Genomic DNA, 17396 nt, shown 5'->3' on the forward strand with positions numbered 1-17396 from the left:
AGCTTTTGTTGAACTCATCACTTCTTGTAATTTTGCTTTTTGTTCACTACGCTGATCTTCCATTTGCATACGTAAAGCTGTGAAATTCTCATCACTTGATTGAACTGATACATTGCCCTCTTTTTTACTTGTTTCTTTTTTTGCATTTTCTTTTTTGTCTGTTTCTTTATTTGTTGTTTCCTTGCTTGTATTTTCTTTTTTCGGAGTTTCTTTAGGCGCTTCGTTTGTTACTGCTTTATCAGTACCTTGTTTTTCTTGTCCAATCTTTTCACCTGTTGCCGGCGATGCTGTATTCATTTTGTCAGGAGTTGTCACGTAATACACAGATAGTACAACAACTAAACTTAACATCGTTAATAACCAAACTGTTTGTTTTTTTAACACTTTATTTCCTCCCTATCAATTTTTCGGTGAAACTGAAACGCGATGGGCCGGTACATCTAGCAGCCTTATCACAGCTTCTTTTACCATTGCTTTAACTTGTATATTATCCACTCCCTTTGCTACGACAAGAACACCACGTACTTTCGGCTTCTCTGTTCGTAAAACAACAGGAGTTTCTTTATCCCCTTCACGTATAATGACAGTCTTTTCATCAAGAGACTCGTCCTCTACTTCTCTCTTACCGCCTGTTTTATCTGTTTCACCTGTTGTTTGTGAGCGTTTCACTGTATTTTTTTCTAAAATTTTTTCTTCAGATGAATCTAAATTCACTTTAATCGTTACGTCTTTTACTCCTGCTATTTCTTCTAAAGCAGTTTTTAATTCTTGTTCATACGCTTTTTCATATTTTTCTACATTTGACATATTATCATTATTTTTTTGTCCAAAAGTTGGTACATCTTTTTCCTGGTTTTGAGTTTTTTGTTCTTTAAATACAGGTACTTCTTCTTTTTTACTTGAAAAAAAACTACTAGAAAACATAAGCAAAATTCCAAGTATGAGTAGGACAAGTAAGAACTTAGGTGTTACCTTTCTTCCCTTCTCATTACTTTCTTTTTCATCTCCATTCAATAAGTTTCGAAAAAATGAGAACTTCGAATTTTTATCTTTATTGTCCATTTACTCTACCTGTCCTCCCTTCCATTTGAACTTGGATTTGTTTATTCTCTAGTTGCCACCTGCTTGAAAAGAAGTCTTTCATTTCTACATTCGTTTCCTCTACTTTTTTCGGTGGTTCTTTCGTGTTAATTTCAACTGGTTTTACTGTTTCGATTGCATCATTTTTACTACGTTCTTTTTCTTTTAACGTCACAACAACAGATTGAATATCTTTCGCTGACTTTACTTCCGCTGTGCTTTCCGCTGCGACTATTTGTATTTCAGAGACTGACATACCATACTGTTTCTCAAACTCTTTTCCTACTTCTTTTTTCATTTTGGTAGCCATCTCTTCTAAACTATATGCACGTGTTAGAGCTTGTATTTCTTTTTTCTTCGAATCTATTGAATTTTTTACAGATCCTTCTGCTACGTACTTTTCTTCATTAAAATTTGCAATTACTTCATTTACATCTGTCTGCAATAGTTTAAAAAGGGGTGTTAAAATTAATACGACTAACAAAAGACTTACAACGAATTTAACGTATTTTTGCAAATTCGAATTTGGAAGAATAAGATGAAGCATTGTCGCTAAGAGCAAAAAAACGATAATATTTCTGATCCACTCTGTAACAAATTGCATACTCTTCACCTCCTACCGCATCATAAGTGTAATATTCCCCGCAGCAATAATAATTGTAATACTTAAAAAGAACATAAATGATACGATAGCTAAGCAAGCAAATACGTAAATGATGCTTCGTCCAATAATGTCTAAGCATTGAATAATTGCTCCGCCGCCAACCGGTTGCAATACTGCTGCTGCGAATTTATAAATAAATGCGATACAGAAAATTTGAATCGCTGGAAAAGCAACAATTAAACATAAAATGACGAGCCCAATAATTCCGACTGTGTTTTTCAATAATCCTGATGCGCTAATAACAGTATCTGCCGCTTCTGTAAACATCCTTCCGACTACTGGAATGAAGTTCCCTGTTACAAATTTAGCAGTTTTCACAGCTATTCCATCAGCAACGGCTGTTGCTGTTCCTTGTACAGATAATACTCCTAAAAAAATCGTTAAGAAAATACCGATAATCCCAACGCTAACGTTTTGCAGAAGCTTGGACAATTTCGTCACTTTATATTGATCACTCATTGTACTTACAATACTTAATATCGTTGCCAGTAATAAAAGCGGTAGAACGATATAATTCATAAGAAGCCCGCTTGTATTCATTAAGAAAATGATAATCGGATGAAAGAAAGATACAGATACAACCCCGCCACCAGTCGCTATAAGCGCCAATAAAATTGGCAATAGCGCTAATATGAAATCTACCATTGTTTGTATCGTTTCTCTTGCATATGTCATAACGACATAAAAACTATTTAAAGCAAAAATAATAAGTACCATATATACAACAGCATCAGCAATTTTACTTACACTACTTTTTGAAAAAGCGGATTGCAGTGATTGCAACAATGCACTAAAGATTGTGAGCATAATGAGTGTGCCAAGCAGTTTTCCATTAGCTGCAAGCTCATGAAATAAATATTTTAATAACCCTATCATCCACTCTTTTAGAGAGAATTCTTTTTCTCCCTTTACAAACTCCATAAAACTCCCTTTTTGACTCTCTGGCAAATAGCCTCCATATTTTGTAACAAGCCCGTCCCAAAATTGCTTCACATCTTCAATTCCGAGCTTATCCAATTGTTGATCAACGACGTTTGTTTCTACAGGAGAAGCTTGTACAACAACCGGTAAAGAAAAGAAAAGGAAGCAAGCAAATAGCAGCTTAGCTCCAAACCTCCTCAACATTCACTCCCCCTTATCCCGTCGGTAAAAATCCGAGAATAGTTTCAATTACAACCGTCAAAATAGGAATTGCCATAACGAGAATTAAGATTTTCCCAGCAAGTTCAATTTTCGAAGCGATGGCACCTTGACCAGCATCTTTTGTAATTTGAGCTCCAAACTCGGCAATATAAGCAATTCCAATAATCTTTAGTAACGTTTCCACGTAGACGTTACTAACTTTCGCTTCACTCGCTACTCTCTCAATCATTTGTAAAATAGAATGAATTTGATCGATTAAAATAAGAAACATCACGCTACCTACGAACACAATAAATAAAGATGTAATACTAGATTTATGCTGGTTCAAAACAGCAGCTAAAAACGTAGCAACGAGGCCTAATCCGACAATTTGTATAATTTCGATTCGAACCGCCTCCTTTACTGGAAGAGAAAGACACTTTTAATCTTGTCGAATAGCGTATTAATTAAAAATGCAACATGAAATAAAATGACGACAAAACCGACAAGGATAACCCAATTTGCAATATCCTCACGCTTCAATTCTTTTAGTACAGTATGAATGAAAGCTAAAACAATGCCGATTCCGGCGATTTGAAATATTAATCCAACATCAATGGACATCGCCTTTCTCCCCCCTATAGCAGTAAAATTACAATTAGTAGCCCTGCTAGTACCCCTAAGCTCTTAATCATTTTTTCGTATTGCAGTTGTAAAGCTTTCGCTTCCTCTTCTTCTCTCTCCAAATGTGTAATACATAAGCGAATATGTTTTTGTTGTGATTCACGATCATGTTGCCCGAGCGTTTCACCAAATTGCTGCAGTATTTCATACTCGGTTTGTTGAAAAGCCGTCAACTTCCAATTCTCTTTCAAACTATCTATCCAAGCTTCCCTTACCGTTTGTTCTCCACTTTCTAGTTTTTTAGCGAAACTTTGAAATATCCAATTTAATGGCTTTGGCATTTGTTTAACTAATCGCTCGGCAGCCTCAGATAAAGGTGTGTGTCCATACATAATTTCTGCCTCTAATGATTGAAGTGCTGATTTTAATAACCTAATTTGCCTCGGCCTCTCACTGTATCTTTTAGCGTACGAAAACCCGAAAAAGGTGCTGACCGCAACGATTAACACTGCACCAAATATTTTCACCATACGCCCTCAGCCTTTCTATTTGATAACACTGGTTTTCCATATTTATCTTTCACCTGCATAACCGTTCCTGGACCCCTCGCTTTTGACAACTCCACAAACCTATCAAATATACCAAGCTCTAGCACTGCCTTGAGCGATGGACGTCTCACAACATCCTCATAGGAAAATCCGTGTGCGCTTATAAAAAGCTGAACACCTGCATGCACTGCCTCCATAATTGCTTCACTATCTTCTTTACGGCCAATTTCATCTACGATCAAAATATCAGGACTCATAGAACGAATCATCATCATCATTCCTTCTGCCTTTGGACATGCGTCTAACACATCGACTCGGGTACCAAAATCATATTGCGGGATTCCTTTCACACAGCCAGCAATTTCTGAACGTTCATCAACGATCCCCACTTTACAGGAAGGAATTTCCGAAGCACTTACCCCTTGACTCATGCAACGTGCTACATCTCTTAAAAGTGTCGTTTTTCCCGTTTGGGGAGGGCCAATTACCATCGTGTTTAACCACCTTTTTTCATACAAATATGGCAAAAGCGGTTCAGCAATCCCTATTTTTTGACGAGCAATACGAATATTAAAGGAAGAGACATCACGAATCATTTTCACTGCGCTTTTTTCTGTAATGACTTTTCCTGCTAACCCGATTCTATGCCCCCCGCGAAGCGTCACATACCCACGTTTTAATTCCTCTTCCATCGTATAAATTGAGAATTGACTTAATTTATTCAATAAGTAAATAGCATCCTCTGCAGTAGTGATATAGTCATAAAAAAACACCTTTCCGTGTGCAATACACTCTAGCGGCCTTCCAATTCGAACACGAATTTCCTCTAAAGCATCGTATTGCTTACATTCTTCAATTAAGTACTTCATCGTTTTTGGTAAAACTTCTAATACCTCTTTCATCGGCTTCTCCCCACTATACTCGACTTACTATTTCAGTAATGCGATAAAAATACAGCAAATTCCAAGCGCTAGAAAAAAGAGCTTCAAGAAAGAAATTTCACTTGCTACACTCGCTATCCCAATTGTCATTGTTAAAATTAATACGGTAGGTCCAACAAACGCCAACATACCATTTATAAACAACGCTTTCTTCGCATCATTCACATAAAGCATAAGCAAAGCAGCAAATATCTCCGCACTACCTGAAAATAATCGAAGTGCCCCCATAACAAGCACGGATGTTTCCATTGCCGCTAGCCACTGTTTCATTCTTCCACCTTCTCCCGTAACAGTTACTAACTTCGTATTCTAAAAAAGAATATATTTGTACAACCATATGCAGAGGTTGTCTATTTCAGAAGTAAAAACATAATTTTTCTCTAAAGTCTGAATTAGAATCTGAATATTTATATTATTTTATGGTATATTATGGTATATTTAGTTTGAAAGGGGTTTAAACCATGCAGCACGTCACTTTATTACCACTAGATTTATGCTATACAAATGTGATTTTCGAGCTATCAAGTGATCCACATATAAAAAATGCATTGGGGATAACGGTATAAAACATCGAAGACACGAAAACATTTCTTCTTTTCGCAATAGAAGAAGAGCGTCAAAAGAAATCCTTATCGAGAATGATTGTGAATGAAGAAAATGAAATAATTGGCCTCACCACACTTAAACATATTAATAATGAAAAAAAGCAATCTCACATTGGTAGTTGGATTGGCTATCCATACTGGGGAAAAGGCTATAACGAGGCTGCTAAAAAAGAAATCTTTAAAATCGCCTTTTTAGACTTACAACTTTCCTACGTATTTGCTGGTGCTAAAACGAATAATATCCGCTCACTAAAAGCACAAGAAAAACTACCCTATATTTCATTGCATGTGGAAAACAAGTTTCCAGACGAACACGCTGCACTAGAGAAAGAAGTAAGGTCACCTTGCTCTCTGCATGTCGTGTCACGTGAAAATTTTTTAAACTGGTTGAAATTACAGAATGAGGAGGAAAAATATGAAGGCATTGAAAATTAGTTTAACCGTTGTAGTAGAATTAGCTCTTATTTATCTTTTTTCATTATTAGTCGGTTGGTCATTTATAGAGACCTTTTTCCTTGGTAGTTTAGCAATATTTGCAATTATGTGGTTAATTATTATGAGTAACCATAGAAATAACATTACAGATCACGCAATAAGCAAAACATTAACTGGCGTTGAGACTGGCGAAATAAAACCATTTCAAATTGTTTTGACTCCATCTATTATGGGTACTCTTTCACTTGTTTTAGTCAGTTTTATAGTAACAGCTATTTACTATCTACCCTATTTCCTATAAAAAAACACTCGTGAATTATCACGAGTGTTTTTTTACTATGCACGAGAAACGTATTTACCTTCACCAGTGTTGATGATAAGCATTTCGCCTTCGTTAATGAAGATTGGTACTTGTACAACAAGACCAGTTTCTAATGTAGCTGGTTTTGTTACGTTAGAAGCAGTATCACCTTTAATACCAGGCTCTGTTTCTGTAACTTGTAATTCAACTGTGTTTGGAAGTTCAACACCAAGTACTTCGCCTTGGTAAGTCATAATTGCTACTTCCATGTTTTCTTTTAGGAATTTAAGCTCGCGCTCGATTTGTTTTTCACCAAGTTCGATTTGCTCATAAGTTCCGTTATCCATAAATACGTGAGCCTCACCGCTTGCGTATAAGTATTGCATACGACGGTTTTCGATGTGTGCTTTTTCTACTTTCTCACCTGCACGGAATGTTTTCTCTTGAACAGAACCTGTGCGAAGATTACGTAGTTTAGAACGAACGAATGCAGCACCTTTACCTGGCTTTACGTGTTGGAAATCAAGTACTTGCCAAAGGGCATTGTCCACTGAAATTGTTAAACCTGTACGAAAATCGTTTACTGAAATCATGTAAAAAAATCCTCCTGTGTATTACAAAATAATAAGTTCTTTTGGTGATTTCGTAATTACTTCATTACCTTCACTTGTCACAATGATATCATCTTCAATACGTACGCCGCCAATACCTGGAATATAAATACCTGGCTCTACTGTTACAGCCATACCTGGTTCAAGTACTGTATCAGAACGGAACGCTAAACCTGGTGCTTCATGGATTTCAAGACCTATTCCATGACCAGTAGAGTGTCCAAAGTATTCACCATATCCTTTTTCCGTTATGTAGTCACGCGTTAGCGCATCAGCCTCGCGACCTGTTAAACCAGCTTTAATACCGTTCACACCACGTAGTTGTGCTTCTAAAACGATATTATAAATTTCTTTTAATTTATCAGATGGTTCACCGACTGCAATCGTACGAGTAATATCAGAACAATATCCTTTGTAATAAGCGCCGAAGTCTAATGTAACGAAATCTCCTGTTTCTATCACTTTTTCAGATGCCACGCCGTGCGGTAATGCCGAACGAAGACCTGAAGCAACGATAATATCAAACGAAGAAGATGTTGCTCCTTGTTTTCTCATGAAAAATTCAAGTTCATTTGACACTTCAATTTCAGATACTCCCGGGCGAATGAATGATAGAATATGCTCAAAGGCAGCATCTGCAATCTGTGCAGCTTCCTTTAATATCTTAATCTCTGAATCAGTCTTTATCAAGCGTAACTTTTCTACAAGTCCAGAAGTCGGGATAAATTCAGCATCAATCGCTTCCTTATGCACTGAATAAGAACTATATGTAAGAGTATCTTGCTCAAAACCAAGTTTTTGAATTCCAAGCTCTTTCACTTGCTTTGCCACTTCATCAATGATCAATCCTGCGTGCTGTACAACCTCATATCCAACCGCTTGTTTACTTGCCTGCTCGACGTAACGGAAATCTGTAATAAATTGAGCACGATCTTTTGAAATAAGAACAACGCCTGCTGTTCCTGTGAAGTTAGCCATATATCTACGACTATGTTCATTTGTTAACAAAATACCGTCAATGCCAGCCTCATCAAATGCACTTCGTAATCTTTCAATTTTCTCCATTACTTTATGCCTCCCTCAATTTCTCCATTAATGCAAATAATGCTAACTTATAGCCATAAAAACCAAATCCTACAATTTGACCTGCACAAACAGCTGCCGTCACAGATTCATGACGGAACGATTCACGCTGATGAATGTTAGAAATATGTACTTCAATAACAGGAATCGAAATGCTCGCAATGGCATCACGAATCGCATAGCTATAATGCGTAAATGCTCCCGGATTTAAAATGATCCCTTCATATATATCTTCCGCTTCATGAATAATGTCGATAATGGCACCTTCATGATTCGATTGGAAACATTCTAACTCCACTCCCATTGTTTCTGCTTCTTGCTTCATATCTGCTTCAAGTGTCGCTAGCGTGCCCTTTCCATATACATTTACCTCACGAACACCGAGGCGATTTAGGTTAGGACCGTTTACGAGGAGTAACTTTTTCATATTCTTAAAACTCCTTAATATTAAATATCTATACAATATTTTAACATAGGAGTTACTTATTTGAATAGTTCGTCTTCTCTTACCCTTCTTGTTCTGCTTTATTGCTATTTACTGCGTAAGAAACAGAATATGCTATAAACACACCATACAATATAAAAATACATATTGTCGTCACAATTGTCTCTTTTGGTAAATGGAGCGCACTTTTAATAACAGGAGCCATTAAACCCATCCCCAAAAATAGTAGTGCCCACCAAAATAGCCCATAAATAATTCCCGCTATAATCCCTTCAAACTTCGCAAAAAATGCTTTATACAAAAAGGCGATCAAAATTGAAAGAAGTCCCATACACACTATTCCGAACACATTGCCCCATACCCCCTCTTTCCAACTTCCAAACGCAAATGGTAAAAGGAAATAATTCGGTCCCGCCTCCGTGAATGAAAATATATGAAGGAAATACCAGATCCCGCCCCAAAAGATTCCACCAAACAAACCAATCTGCACAAAATTCCTTGTTCCTAATTGTTCTTGACTCACATCGACACCTCCGCTCAATAGTATGCCCGAAACTATTTTGAAGCATGTTTAAATCCTGCGAAATTTGTCCATAAAAAGAATAAGAAATGTCCGACTCTCATAACATTTTCCCTTGTCATCTACTTGTATTTGCCGATAAAATAAAGGAAACTCGGTGATTGTCTTATTTCAAAACGACAGAACCCAGTATGACAATTGCCTCTTTTTCTACATAAGAGAGAAACAAATACAGGTTGGTGTTAACATGGCAGAAGAGTCAAAACAAATATATGGCGGGCAAGCGGTCATAGAAGGAGTTATGTTTGGCGGTAGAGAATATACTGTTACAGCGGTTCGTCGTAAAGATAAATCGATTGAATTTTATCGATTACCACGCGTTCGTAATAAAGTACTATCTACCCTAAAAAAAATTCCATTTTTACGAGGGATTGCCGCTATTGTGGATGCAAGTGCGAATGGAGCAAAGCATTTAAACTTCGCTTCAGAACGATTTGACGTCCACCCAGAAGATGATGAACAAATTGCAAATAAAAAAGAAGAACAATCAAAATTAACGATGGTATTAGGAGTTGCAGCTGTTGGCGTTTTATCTTTTATATTCGGTAAAGTCATTTTCACAGCAGTTCCTGCACTATTAGCTGAATTAACGAGACCGATTTTCCCATCTCATACTGGGCAAATCATTGTCGAAAGTGTCATTAAGCTCATGCTATTATTGAGCTATATATACTTTATTTCTTTAACCCCACTTATTAAGCGGGTATTTCAGTATCACGGTGCAGAGCATAAGGTAATCAATGCTTACGAGAATAACCTTCCTCTGACTGTAGAAAACGTTCAAAAGCAAACTCGTCTCCATTATAGATGCGGCAGTAGCTTTATTATATTTACAGTCATTATTGGAATGTTCGTTTATTTCCTAGTCCCTACAGATCCTCTTTGGGCACGAGTTATAAACAGAATTTTATTAATTCCAGTTGTACTTGGTATTTCTTTTGAAGTATTGCAATTTACAAATCGATTACGAGACATTCCCGTATTACGCGTACTTGGATATCCTGGATTATGGCTACAACTATTAACAACGAAAGAACCAACAGATGATCAAGTGGAAGTAGCAATTGCATCGTTTGAAGAATTATTACGTTTAGAGAACAAACAATAATTATTTAAAAATGGTGTTCAACTCCTTTCCTCATCGTTAATATACTAATTTCAATATATGTTTTTAGGAGGTGTCCCTTATGAACGGTCGTTCGTTTACTTTCGCTATATTTGTGCTTATTATCGGATTGGCAATATTCGGCCTTGTTTCATCTGTTATTACAAATCCCATGGGTGTATTAAGAAATATCGGGTACATGTTACTTGTTGTCGGTATCTTTTACTTGCTATACAAGATGTTTACAAATTCCAGTGGTTCCGCAAATTCGCAAAGCTCATATAAGCGTGCGGCAAAACAATCGAACCGCAAACATGGGAAACAAAATGTAGCACCCCTAGGCAATTCTTTCTTTAAGTCAAATACTTCTAATGACAAAAGTAAAAAAGGGAATTCTTCCACTTTGAAACGAAAAAGAAAACAGTCTCATTTAACTGTCATTGAAGGCAAAAAAAGCAAAAAGAAAGACCGTGCTTCCTTTTAGGAAATACGGTCTTTTTTTATACTTTGAAGCACTTCTTTTAAACTTTTCTCTCTCATACTTTCAATTCGAAGATGATGATTTTCAAACGGTAAATTCCGTGTCACATCATTAGGTACCACAACGCACGTTAATCCCGCTGCAACTGCTGCTCTCAATCCATTTAATGAGTCTTCAAATACAACAGCTTCAGATGGCTTAATTCCTAATTCTTCTATTGCAACTCGATAAAGAGCTGGATCTGGTTTTACCTTCTCAACATCTTCTCTCGTTTTAATTACTTCAAAATATTCTCGAATTTGTAGCTCTTCTAAAAAATGAATAACCCATTCTCTAGAAGAACTAGAAGCTAGTGCGATTTTTAATCCCATTTCTTTCGCTTCTTCTAAATATTCTTTTACCCCGTCACGAGCTTCTGGTATTCTCATTTTCTCTTTATGTAAAGTTGCCACTTTTTCTTTTAATACACTTTTGTTAAACTTCTCTTTTAATTGATCATTTAGATATGTATAAAGTACCTCATCTGTTGTTCCAATGCATTTCGCAAATTCCTCTAAAGGTAGTTCCCCGCCGTATTCACGAACAGCATCTCTGAAAGAGTGAAACCATATCGTTTCTGTGTCCACAATTAATCCATCAAAATCAAAAATAATTGCTTTCATAATTCTCCCATCCTTTTCGAATTGAAATAAAAAAGGAAACGCCATACGTTCCCCTTAATTACTTTTCTCTTCATTTGCTCTTTGAACACCGCGAAGTGTTTCCACTCGGACTGTATCTTGTTCAAAGTATTGCACTAAATCACCAATGCGATCAATCGCTTCCCAACTTAAATGATGTTCAATTCCTTCTACATCATTGTAAATTTTACTTTCATCCACACCGATAATACGCATAAATTGCTCTAGCAAGTCATGACGATATACGAGACGTTCTCCGATTTTTTTACCTTTTGTTGTTAATACAAGCCCTCTATATTTTTCATAAATTAGATATTCATCTTTGTCTAATTTTTGCACCATTTTTGTTACAGAGGATGGATGTACACTAAGCGCTTCAGCAATATCAGATACGCGGGCGTAACCCTTTTCATCAATCAACAAATAAATTTGTTCAATATAATCTTCCATACTAGGGGTAGGCATCGGTTTCCTCCATCCAAGTTCATTTTGCTTATTCCGTACGAAGCAATCAATAAAATGATACACCAGAAAGAATAACGTGACAAGTTGAAAACGAGCCTAAATATATAAAACAAAAAAGAATCTGTATTTGCATACAGACCCCCCTTAAGTAAAATATTGTATTTCTGCATTAGGAAAAAATTCATTTATATAACCTCTTATCGTTTCTTCCAATACTGCTGCATCATCCTTTTTATATACATATTTTCCGATGCCATATCGTCCCCATTTATACTTCCGCTTCTCTTCATCCATTTCAAGCTTCGTATTTGGATAACGCTCTTGAATAACCTTTTTCGCTGGTTTCGTAAAACGATGCTGAATTAATTCAAACGTTAAATTTGGTATCGTCATATCTTTCAGCGCATTGTACAGTCGCTCAAATAGTTCACGATATCCTTCTTCCCATCCTTCATGCATATAAAGTGGCGCGACTATAAAACCAGGTGGATAACCTGCACCTGCTACTTTACGTGCCGCCTCAATTCGCTCCTCAAATGGCGATGTCCCTGGTTCAAAATTTTTAATTACATATCGTGAATTTATACTAAACCTGAAACGAGTTTTCCCATTATGCTTTGCATCTAATAAATGATCAACGTGCGAATATTTCGTGACGAAACGTAAGCGTCCATATTCACTTTCTCCAATGAATTCAATCGCCCGCTTTAATGCATGTGTTAAATGATCAATCCCAACAATGTCTGATGTACACGCTGCTTCAAATCTTGTTATTTCAGGTGCCCTTTCATCCATATATTGCTTTGCCTTCTCAAATATTTCATCAAGATTGACATACACACGAACGTAAGGCTTACTCCCAAGTGTTGTTTGCAAATAGCAATAATGACAATGTCCCATACACCCTGTTGCGAGCGGAATTGCATATTCAGCTGACGGTTTTGACGTATCAAACTTTAGCGTCTTCCTTACTCCAACGACAAGTGTAGCCTTTGCATTACGATACTTTTGCAAATCATTTTCTCCTGGCAAATTTCTAATTTGATTATGTGATGTCGTTTCACGAATTTCTAATCCCATCTTCGTAAACTTCTCATAAAGCTCTTTTCCAAGCGGATATTCAAGTGCCTTTGGTTCAAAGTAAACGAGTTTTGGCATAAATGGTTTCATATGCTTCCCTCCCTCTCGTTAGTATGGGAAACGTTGAAAAATTAACACGCATTAAAGTTTTCCACTTCAGTAACTTGCGTTGCAAGTTACTGAATGTTATAATTTGGATAACAGCTACCTTGCAACGCAAGTTACCTGAGTAAAAGGTGGTGAAATCATGCACAGCCAAATGTTAAAAGGTGTACTAGAAAGTTGCATCCTATACATCATTTCACAAGAAGAAGTGTACGGATATGAACTGAGCACAAAATTAAATAAACACGGATTTACATTCGTAAGCGAAGGAAGCATATATCCGTTATTGTTACGTATGCAAAAAGAAAAATTGATTGAAGGAACATTAAAAGCCTCCTCACTCGGTCCAAAACGAAAATATTATCACGTAACCGATAAAGGATTAGAGCAGCTTGAAGAATTTAAACAAAGCTGGGGAATGGTTTCAACTACGGTAAATAACTTATTACAGGGGGAGTGATAGGGATGAATGCACAAGACATGATTGAATTGAATAATAAAAAACGTGAGCTTCTAACACCTGAAAATGAAGTTGCTTATAGCGATATGTTAGTTTATCTTCGTTTATCTAACGTGCCAGAGCAACAAGTAGAAGAACTATTACTAGAAATATTAGACCATCTCATCGAAGCACAAACAGAAAACAAAAATGCTTATGACATTTTTGGTGATGACTTACAATCTTATTGTGATGAACTCATATCGGCTTTGCCGGTTCAAACAATGTTAGAAAAAACTTCTTTAATCGGCTTTGTTATTAGCTTACTTCTCGCTATACAGTTTGGAATGGACACCATTGCTTCTCTTTTCGTTTTCTTTTTTGAAAAGAACACCGAAATAATAAGTCCACCTTTTAGTATCCTTGGAACTACTTCGTCTGTTTCAATAATTATACTAGGTATACTATTTATTTTATATTTATTAAAGCGTTACTCCTTTAATCAGAAAATGAATTGGAAAAGAAGAATTCTATTTGGATTCGCATTTGCTACTCCATTTTGTTCCGCTGTATTCTTAAATATTTATTTCCAAAAGCAACCTTATCTCATTTATCATCTAAACTTTTGGCAAAATGCTTTAATTGCTATCTTATTTTTTATTTTATATAAATTACTATATAAAAAATCAAATTTTTAACAGCCCTTCAAAAGGCTGTTTTTTCTTCTGTCTAATTTTACAAATTGAAAAATTTCATAAAGAAAATAAGAAAAATGCAAAATAATTAAAGTTAATTGTTGACGTGATGCTTTTATTATCGGTATCATAAATCTTCGTGAGCAATTATTTTTCGTTATACGATTTTTTTATTATTACTGAATTTTTGAGAGGAGAAATTAGATGTCAGTTAAGAAGAAAACGCAAGTACGCACCGGCAAAATGGTACGTGAACTAATGTTAGCAGACGAAGATGTAAATGCTTCGCTAATTATGGTATATAGTGAAAACGGTGTAAACGCAGAAATTAAAATCGAGGGCTTAACGCCGAAATGTAACGAAGAATTATTTTTGAGCGGAAACGTGGATTGGAACAAGAGTGTTATTTATAAAATTGTTGATTTCACTGGAAACGCTGAAGTTGGTAAAGTTACATTAACAGCGATGAACAAAAACAATGTTTCTCTAGAAATTGAACGCGTTATGTGGAGTAAAGAAAATAAAGAAGCTGCCGAGCAAGAAGAAACACAGGTAGAAGCAGCACCGAAAAAAGAAGTAGTTGTAGAAGCTCCAAAAGCAATTACACCTGCTCCTAAGCCTGTTACGCGTGTGGAAACACCTGCTATGGCACCTAAGCCTACTCCGGTACCGACACCGAAGCCAGTAAGCGTAGAAGCAGCTGTAGAACTAGTTACTCCAGCGCCTGTGAAAAAAGCGGTCCCTACTCCAGTTACAAAGCAAGAGACAGCACCGGTTGCTCCTGCAAAACCGAAGCAGCCTGCTTTGACTGAAACAAATTCAAAACTACAAGAAAATTATGTTAAACTCGTGAAAAAGACAATTGAAGTTTGTCAAGATTACGAGCTTGGCATCGACATAGATGATTCTATTGAAAGCTTAAAAGAAGAACTACAAAGCCAAGGTATTAGCGTTACATTTGACAAAGAAATTATGGACGTTGTAAGTCGCCTTCGTTCTTTACAAGATAAAGGAATCAAAGTAGAAAAAGTACTTAATTTACTATAAAAAAAATAAGAGATGGCAATTGCCATCTCTTATTTTTTATAATTCCACTCATTACTTTCATACTTTTCTTTCGCTAACGTTTGAACTTCATGTAACTGTTCTTCTGTTAATTCATATGGAACAAGTTCTACATCCAATCCTTTTTCAAAGCCAACTTCAAACGCTTTAATTAACTGTTCTATCGTAAATGTACGGTCTGTTAATTCATTAATTGCTACTGCTTTAGAAGAGAACATACTCTTCATGCGTTCCTTCACACGTTCATTTGGGAATAAAAATAGATCATATAGTTCATCTAAATCAATTTCTAATGGAATCGATCCATGCTGTAGAATAACACCTTTTTGACGTGTTTGAGCACTACCAGCAATTTTTCGTCCTTCCACTACAATTTCATACCAAGATGGTGCATCAAAACATACGCCGGAACGTGGATTTTTTAAATTTTCACGATCTGCTTCTGTTTTTGGAACTGCATAATATGCTTCTAACCCTAATGCCTTAAAACCATCTAATAAACCTTGCGAAATAACACGATACGCTTCTGTAACTGTTTTCGGCATATTCGGGTGATCTTCAGACACAATAACACTATACGTTAACTCTTTGTCATGTAGTACACCCCTGCCGCCTGTTTGACGACGAACGAATCCATATTTCTTTTCGTTAACTACATCCATATTAATATCTTTTTCAACACGTTGAAAATACCCAACTGTTAATGTTGGTACTTCCCATTCATAAAAACGAATTGTTGGTGGCATTTTCTTTTCACTTTGCCAATTTAATAAACATTCATCTAACGCCATATTAAATGCCGGTGAACATTGACCAGAGTTAATATAACACCATTTTTCTTTTCCCATCCTGCACCTCATATAACCAATTATTTTTCACATTCTCTAGTCTACCAAATTCGACAAAATTTGTGAAAGAATACGAAATTTCTTCTTATATGCAAATGAATCTGTTGCATAAATACATAAGGGCATTATAATATTGAAAGTAGGATAAGAAAAAAGGGAGCGATAGAATCGTGTCAACAACTTGGATTATTTTATTAGCCGTAATCGTAGCATTTATCGGCTACACTGTATGGATGTACTTCTATCAGAAAAAATTAATTAAAACTCTTACAGAAGAAGAATTTCGCGCTGGCTACCGTAAAGCACAGCTTATCGATATTCGTGAAGCAGACGAATATAACGCAGGGCATATTTTAGGTGCACGTAACATTCCGTTATCACAAATTCGCCTTCGCCATAAAGAACTTCGTCAAGATCAACCTGTTTACTTATATTGCCAAAGCGGATTCCGTACAGGTCGTGCAGCGCAATACTTAAAAAAACAAGGCTACAAAGATTTCTACCAATTACAAGGTGGATTTAAATCTTGGACAGGCAAAATTAAAAAGAAATAATAACATACAAAAAACTAGCTGAATAAATCAGCTAGTTTTTTCATTTCATCTTATTCGCAATGTATAATAAATTCTGCTTGATTACCTTTTCATCGTTCTCTTCTACATTCCGATACAGCACTTGATATTCAATTCCTTTCTCTTTCCATATAAGCGTAGCAAATTCGTCACCACGTTCATAATCATCTTTATTTTTAAAATAAGCAGACGTTCCATTATTCAGTTTCATTTGTTCTTGAAATCGCTTCTCTTCCACAAGATCCGGAAAACTATAAGGAAAGTTCGCGACATTTAACTCAATATACTCATTTCTACCTGGCTCTTTCTGTTTATATTTAATCGTTAAGACAGTGTTCTTTTTCCCAAGCGTTCTTACTTCCCCCTTCACATCACTTGTAATGTCGTACGGTAAAAACGTTGGAACTTTAAACTTCACCGGAAAATATTTTGGAAGTTCCTTTAGCGGAATAGGATCTGTAACACGATCCATAGCTCCTCCCGTTGTTCCCACAAAGTGTTTTTCTTCTTGCATCGTTTGCTGAAACGAACACGAACTAAGCACGAAACTAGAAAACACGAAACAAATGATTCTTTTTTTCAATTTGTTTCCGCCCTTTCATACCGCTCTCTTAACGAACGAAGCGTTGATATTCTCTTCATATTCGCTTCGTCACCAAACTCCACCTTTGAAAACTTTCCACGTTATTCTCACACATTTTGACAACACTTTTTGCAAACAAAAAAGACCCCTATCATTCTTACGCCCAAGTGAAAAGGTTACGCGAATAAAAAGAAGTCTTATTAATACCATAGTTTGTGAAAAGCTTTTCAGGTCAAGAT

General features: G+C 36.2%; 25 protein-coding genes and 1 pseudogene. 8 read left to right on the plus strand and 18 right to left on the minus strand.

The features are described 5' to 3' along the window. From MR107_RS13395 to MR107_RS13435, 9 genes are all read right to left on the minus strand, one after another. On the minus strand, positions 1-384 hold a 384-nt coding region (locus MR107_RS13395; protein WP_242292436.1), incomplete at its 3' end, for a SpoIIIAH-like family protein. A 15-nt stretch (positions 385-399) separates the two neighbouring features. After that, positions 400-1062 carry a stage III sporulation protein AG gene (gene spoIIIAG / locus MR107_RS13400; protein WP_000368880.1) on the minus strand — a complete coding sequence of 221 codons (663 nt, stop codon included), beginning with the start codon at positions 1060-1062 and terminating at the stop codon, positions 400-402. After that, on the minus strand, positions 1052-1684 hold the full coding sequence (gene spoIIIAF / locus MR107_RS13405) for a stage III sporulation protein AF (RefSeq protein WP_001161052.1): 633 nt from the start codon (positions 1682-1684) through the stop codon (positions 1052-1054). Before spoIIIAF ends, spoIIIAG begins: the two co-directional genes overlap by 11 nt. Before the next feature lie 12 nt (positions 1685-1696). Beyond that, positions 1697-2869, minus strand: coding sequence for a stage III sporulation protein AE (gene spoIIIAE / locus MR107_RS13410; RefSeq protein WP_000946110.1), 1173 nt, complete (start codon positions 2867-2869; stop codon positions 1697-1699). A 10-nt stretch (positions 2870-2879) separates the two neighbouring features. Beyond that, positions 2880-3263, minus strand: a complete 384-nt coding sequence (spoIIIAD, locus tag MR107_RS13415; protein WP_077393170.1) for a stage III sporulation protein AD — start codon at positions 3261-3263, stop codon at positions 2880-2882. Between the two features lie 23 nt (positions 3264-3286). After that, entirely contained in the window at positions 3287-3490 is a 204-nt protein-coding gene (spoIIIAC, locus tag MR107_RS13420; protein WP_000020914.1) for a stage III sporulation protein AC, read from the minus strand. A 14-nt stretch (positions 3491-3504) separates the two neighbouring features. Further along, on the minus strand, positions 3505-4020 hold the full coding sequence (gene spoIIIAB, locus MR107_RS13425; RefSeq protein ID WP_242292437.1) for a stage III sporulation protein SpoIIIAB: 516 nt from the start codon (positions 4018-4020) through the stop codon (positions 3505-3507). Beyond that, positions 4014-4940, minus strand: coding sequence for a stage III sporulation protein AA (gene spoIIIAA, locus MR107_RS13430; RefSeq protein ID WP_000665905.1), 927 nt, complete (start codon positions 4938-4940; stop codon positions 4014-4016). The genes spoIIIAB and spoIIIAA overlap by 7 nt, the downstream gene beginning before the upstream one ends. Before the next feature lie 27 nt (positions 4941-4967). Continuing rightward, positions 4968-5249: a YqhV family protein gene (locus tag MR107_RS13435; protein WP_000816050.1), complete on the minus strand. Its 282-nt coding sequence runs from the start codon at positions 5247-5249 to the stop codon at positions 4968-4970. Positions 5250-5440: 191 nt separating this feature from the next. On the opposite strand from MR107_RS13435, the pseudogene MR107_RS13440 reads away from it, so the two are divergent. Both MR107_RS13440 and MR107_RS13445 read left to right on the plus strand, forming a co-directional pair. Further along, a pseudogene (locus tag MR107_RS13440) lies at positions 5441-6019 on the plus strand (GNAT family N-acetyltransferase). After that, entirely contained in the window at positions 6000-6320 is a 321-nt protein-coding gene (locus MR107_RS13445; RefSeq protein WP_000645572.1) for a hypothetical protein, read from the plus strand. Before MR107_RS13440 ends, MR107_RS13445 begins: the two are co-directional and overlap by 20 nt. Positions 6321-6355: 35 nt before the next feature. Here the strand turns inward: MR107_RS13445 and efp are convergent, their stop codons facing one another. From efp to MR107_RS13465, 4 genes are all read right to left on the minus strand, one after another. Further along, positions 6356-6913, minus strand: a complete 558-nt coding sequence (gene efp, locus MR107_RS13450; RefSeq protein WP_000626516.1) for an elongation factor P — start codon at positions 6911-6913, stop codon at positions 6356-6358. A gap of 21 nt (positions 6914-6934) precedes the next feature. After that, on the minus strand, positions 6935-7996 hold the full coding sequence (pepQ, locus tag MR107_RS13455) for a Xaa-Pro dipeptidase (RefSeq protein WP_000411040.1): 1062 nt from the start codon (positions 7994-7996) through the stop codon (positions 6935-6937). A 4-nt stretch (positions 7997-8000) separates the two neighbouring features. Then, positions 8001-8441: a type II 3-dehydroquinate dehydratase gene (gene aroQ, locus MR107_RS13460; RefSeq protein WP_000735140.1), complete on the minus strand. Its 441-nt coding sequence runs from the start codon at positions 8439-8441 to the stop codon at positions 8001-8003. A 79-nt stretch (positions 8442-8520) separates the two neighbouring features. Beyond that, a complete protein-coding gene (locus MR107_RS13465) occupies positions 8521-8982 on the minus strand; it encodes a YqhR family membrane protein (RefSeq protein WP_000076880.1) in 462 nt (153 codons plus the stop codon). A gap of 244 nt (positions 8983-9226) precedes the next feature. Here MR107_RS13465 and MR107_RS13470 point away from each other — a divergent pair, with 244 nt between their 5' ends. Both MR107_RS13470 and MR107_RS13475 read left to right on the plus strand, forming a co-directional pair. Beyond that, the gene (locus tag MR107_RS13470; protein WP_000807121.1) at positions 9227-10147 is read left to right on the plus strand and encodes a DUF1385 domain-containing protein; all 921 of its coding nucleotides are present in this window, start codon (positions 9227-9229) and stop codon (positions 10145-10147) included. A gap of 79 nt (positions 10148-10226) precedes the next feature. After that, the gene (locus tag MR107_RS13475; protein WP_001014463.1) at positions 10227-10628 is read left to right on the plus strand and encodes an SA1362 family protein; all 402 of its coding nucleotides are present in this window, start codon (positions 10227-10229) and stop codon (positions 10626-10628) included. On the opposite strand, the gene MR107_RS13480 is transcribed toward MR107_RS13475, so the two are convergent. The 3 genes from MR107_RS13480 to splB form a co-directional block, all read right to left on the minus strand. Then, a complete protein-coding gene (locus MR107_RS13480) occupies positions 10625-11287 on the minus strand; it encodes an HAD family hydrolase (protein ID WP_025687934.1) in 663 nt (220 codons plus the stop codon). The two genes, MR107_RS13475 and MR107_RS13480, sit on opposite strands and share 4 nt — an antisense overlap. Before the next feature lie 54 nt (positions 11288-11341). Further along, the gene (gene mntR, locus MR107_RS13485; RefSeq protein ID WP_001143085.1) at positions 11342-11770 is read right to left on the minus strand and encodes a transcriptional regulator MntR; all 429 of its coding nucleotides are present in this window, start codon (positions 11768-11770) and stop codon (positions 11342-11344) included. Between the two features lie 144 nt (positions 11771-11914). Continuing rightward, a complete protein-coding gene (gene splB, locus MR107_RS13490; RefSeq protein ID WP_242292438.1) occupies positions 11915-12940 on the minus strand; it encodes a spore photoproduct lyase in 1026 nt (341 codons plus the stop codon). A 157-nt stretch (positions 12941-13097) separates the two neighbouring features. On the opposite strand from splB, the gene MR107_RS13495 reads away from it, so the two are divergent. From MR107_RS13495 to MR107_RS13505, 3 genes are all read left to right on the plus strand, one after another. Then, the gene (locus MR107_RS13495; protein WP_242292439.1) at positions 13098-13415 is read left to right on the plus strand and encodes a PadR family transcriptional regulator; all 318 of its coding nucleotides are present in this window, start codon (positions 13098-13100) and stop codon (positions 13413-13415) included. 5 nt (positions 13416-13420) lie between these two features. Continuing rightward, positions 13421-14092 carry a DUF1129 domain-containing protein gene (locus MR107_RS13500; RefSeq protein WP_142292877.1) on the plus strand — a complete coding sequence of 224 codons (672 nt, stop codon included), beginning with the start codon at positions 13421-13423 and terminating at the stop codon, positions 14090-14092. Between the two features lie 201 nt (positions 14093-14293). After that, the gene (locus MR107_RS13505; RefSeq protein ID WP_000111900.1) at positions 14294-15136 is read left to right on the plus strand and encodes a hypothetical protein; all 843 of its coding nucleotides are present in this window, start codon (positions 14294-14296) and stop codon (positions 15134-15136) included. 29 nt (positions 15137-15165) lie between these two features. Here MR107_RS13505 and MR107_RS13510 read toward each other — a convergent pair whose 3' ends face one another. Then, the gene (locus MR107_RS13510) at positions 15166-16002 is read right to left on the minus strand and encodes a lipoate--protein ligase family protein (RefSeq protein ID WP_000514081.1); all 837 of its coding nucleotides are present in this window, start codon (positions 16000-16002) and stop codon (positions 15166-15168) included. A gap of 170 nt (positions 16003-16172) precedes the next feature. On the opposite strand from MR107_RS13510, the gene MR107_RS13515 reads away from it, so the two are divergent. Then, on the plus strand, positions 16173-16556 hold the full coding sequence (locus MR107_RS13515; protein ID WP_000108653.1) for a rhodanese-like domain-containing protein: 384 nt from the start codon (positions 16173-16175) through the stop codon (positions 16554-16556). Positions 16557-16596: 40 nt separating this feature from the next. Here the strand turns inward: MR107_RS13515 and MR107_RS13520 are convergent, their stop codons facing one another. Further along, positions 16597-17133 carry a DNA polymerase III subunit delta gene (locus MR107_RS13520; RefSeq protein WP_226368616.1) on the minus strand — a complete coding sequence of 179 codons (537 nt, stop codon included), beginning with the start codon at positions 17131-17133 and terminating at the stop codon, positions 16597-16599. Positions 17134-17396 lie beyond the last annotated feature (263 nt).

The sequence above is a fragment of the Bacillus cereus group sp. BfR-BA-01441 genome, from assembly GCF_022663075.1.
In the GTDB taxonomy this organism is placed as follows: domain Bacteria; phylum Bacillota; class Bacilli; order Bacillales; family Bacillaceae_G; genus Bacillus_A; species Bacillus_A cereus.

What these genes read in the sequence shown, in the direction of transcription:
- efp (WP_000626516.1), bottom strand. Translation starts at nt 6,913, where the DNA reads ATGATTTCAGTAAACGATTTTCGTACAGGTTTAACAATTTCAGTGGAC.
- MR107_RS13470 (WP_000807121.1), top strand. Translation starts at nt 9,227, where the DNA reads ATGGCAGAAGAGTCAAAACAAATATATGGCGGGCAAGCGGTCATAGAA.
- MR107_RS13510 (WP_000514081.1), bottom strand. Translation starts at nt 16,002, where the DNA reads ATGGGAAAAGAAAAATGGTGTTATATTAACTCTGGTCAATGTTCACCG.
- splB (WP_242292438.1), bottom strand. Translation starts at nt 12,940, where the DNA reads ATGAAACCATTTATGCCAAAACTCGTTTACTTTGAACCAAAGGCACTT.
- spoIIIAC (WP_000020914.1), bottom strand. Translation starts at nt 3,490, where the DNA reads ATGTCCATTGATGTTGGATTAATATTTCAAATCGCCGGAATCGGCATT.
- MR107_RS13475 (WP_001014463.1), top strand. Translation starts at nt 10,227, where the DNA reads ATGAACGGTCGTTCGTTTACTTTCGCTATATTTGTGCTTATTATCGGA.
- MR107_RS13435 (WP_000816050.1), bottom strand. Translation starts at nt 5,249, where the DNA reads ATGAAACAGTGGCTAGCGGCAATGGAAACATCCGTGCTTGTTATGGGG.
- mntR (WP_001143085.1), bottom strand. Translation starts at nt 11,770, where the DNA reads ATGCCTACCCCTAGTATGGAAGATTATATTGAACAAATTTATTTGTTG.
- MR107_RS13495 (WP_242292439.1), top strand. Translation starts at nt 13,098, where the DNA reads ATGCACAGCCAAATGTTAAAAGGTGTACTAGAAAGTTGCATCCTATAC.
- MR107_RS13480 (WP_025687934.1), bottom strand. Translation starts at nt 11,287, where the DNA reads ATGAAAGCAATTATTTTTGATTTTGATGGATTAATTGTGGACACAGAA.
- MR107_RS13505 (WP_000111900.1), top strand. Translation starts at nt 14,294, where the DNA reads ATGTCAGTTAAGAAGAAAACGCAAGTACGCACCGGCAAAATGGTACGT.
- spoIIIAB (WP_242292437.1), bottom strand. Translation starts at nt 4,020, where the DNA reads ATGGTGAAAATATTTGGTGCAGTGTTAATCGTTGCGGTCAGCACCTTT.
- pepQ (WP_000411040.1), bottom strand. Translation starts at nt 7,996, where the DNA reads ATGGAGAAAATTGAAAGATTACGAAGTGCATTTGATGAGGCTGGCATT.
- aroQ (WP_000735140.1), bottom strand. Translation starts at nt 8,441, where the DNA reads ATGAAAAAGTTACTCCTCGTAAACGGTCCTAACCTAAATCGCCTCGGT.
- MR107_RS13500 (WP_142292877.1), top strand. Translation starts at nt 13,421, where the DNA reads ATGAATGCACAAGACATGATTGAATTGAATAATAAAAAACGTGAGCTT.
- spoIIIAG (WP_000368880.1), bottom strand. Translation starts at nt 1,062, where the DNA reads ATGGACAATAAAGATAAAAATTCGAAGTTCTCATTTTTTCGAAACTTA.
- MR107_RS13445 (WP_000645572.1), top strand. Translation starts at nt 6,000, where the DNA reads ATGAAGGCATTGAAAATTAGTTTAACCGTTGTAGTAGAATTAGCTCTT.
- spoIIIAA (WP_000665905.1), bottom strand. Translation starts at nt 4,940, where the DNA reads ATGAAAGAGGTATTAGAAGTTTTACCAAAAACGATGAAGTACTTAATT.
- spoIIIAF (WP_001161052.1), bottom strand. Translation starts at nt 1,684, where the DNA reads ATGCAATTTGTTACAGAGTGGATCAGAAATATTATCGTTTTTTTGCTC.
- spoIIIAE (WP_000946110.1), bottom strand. Translation starts at nt 2,869, where the DNA reads ATGTTGAGGAGGTTTGGAGCTAAGCTGCTATTTGCTTGCTTCCTTTTC.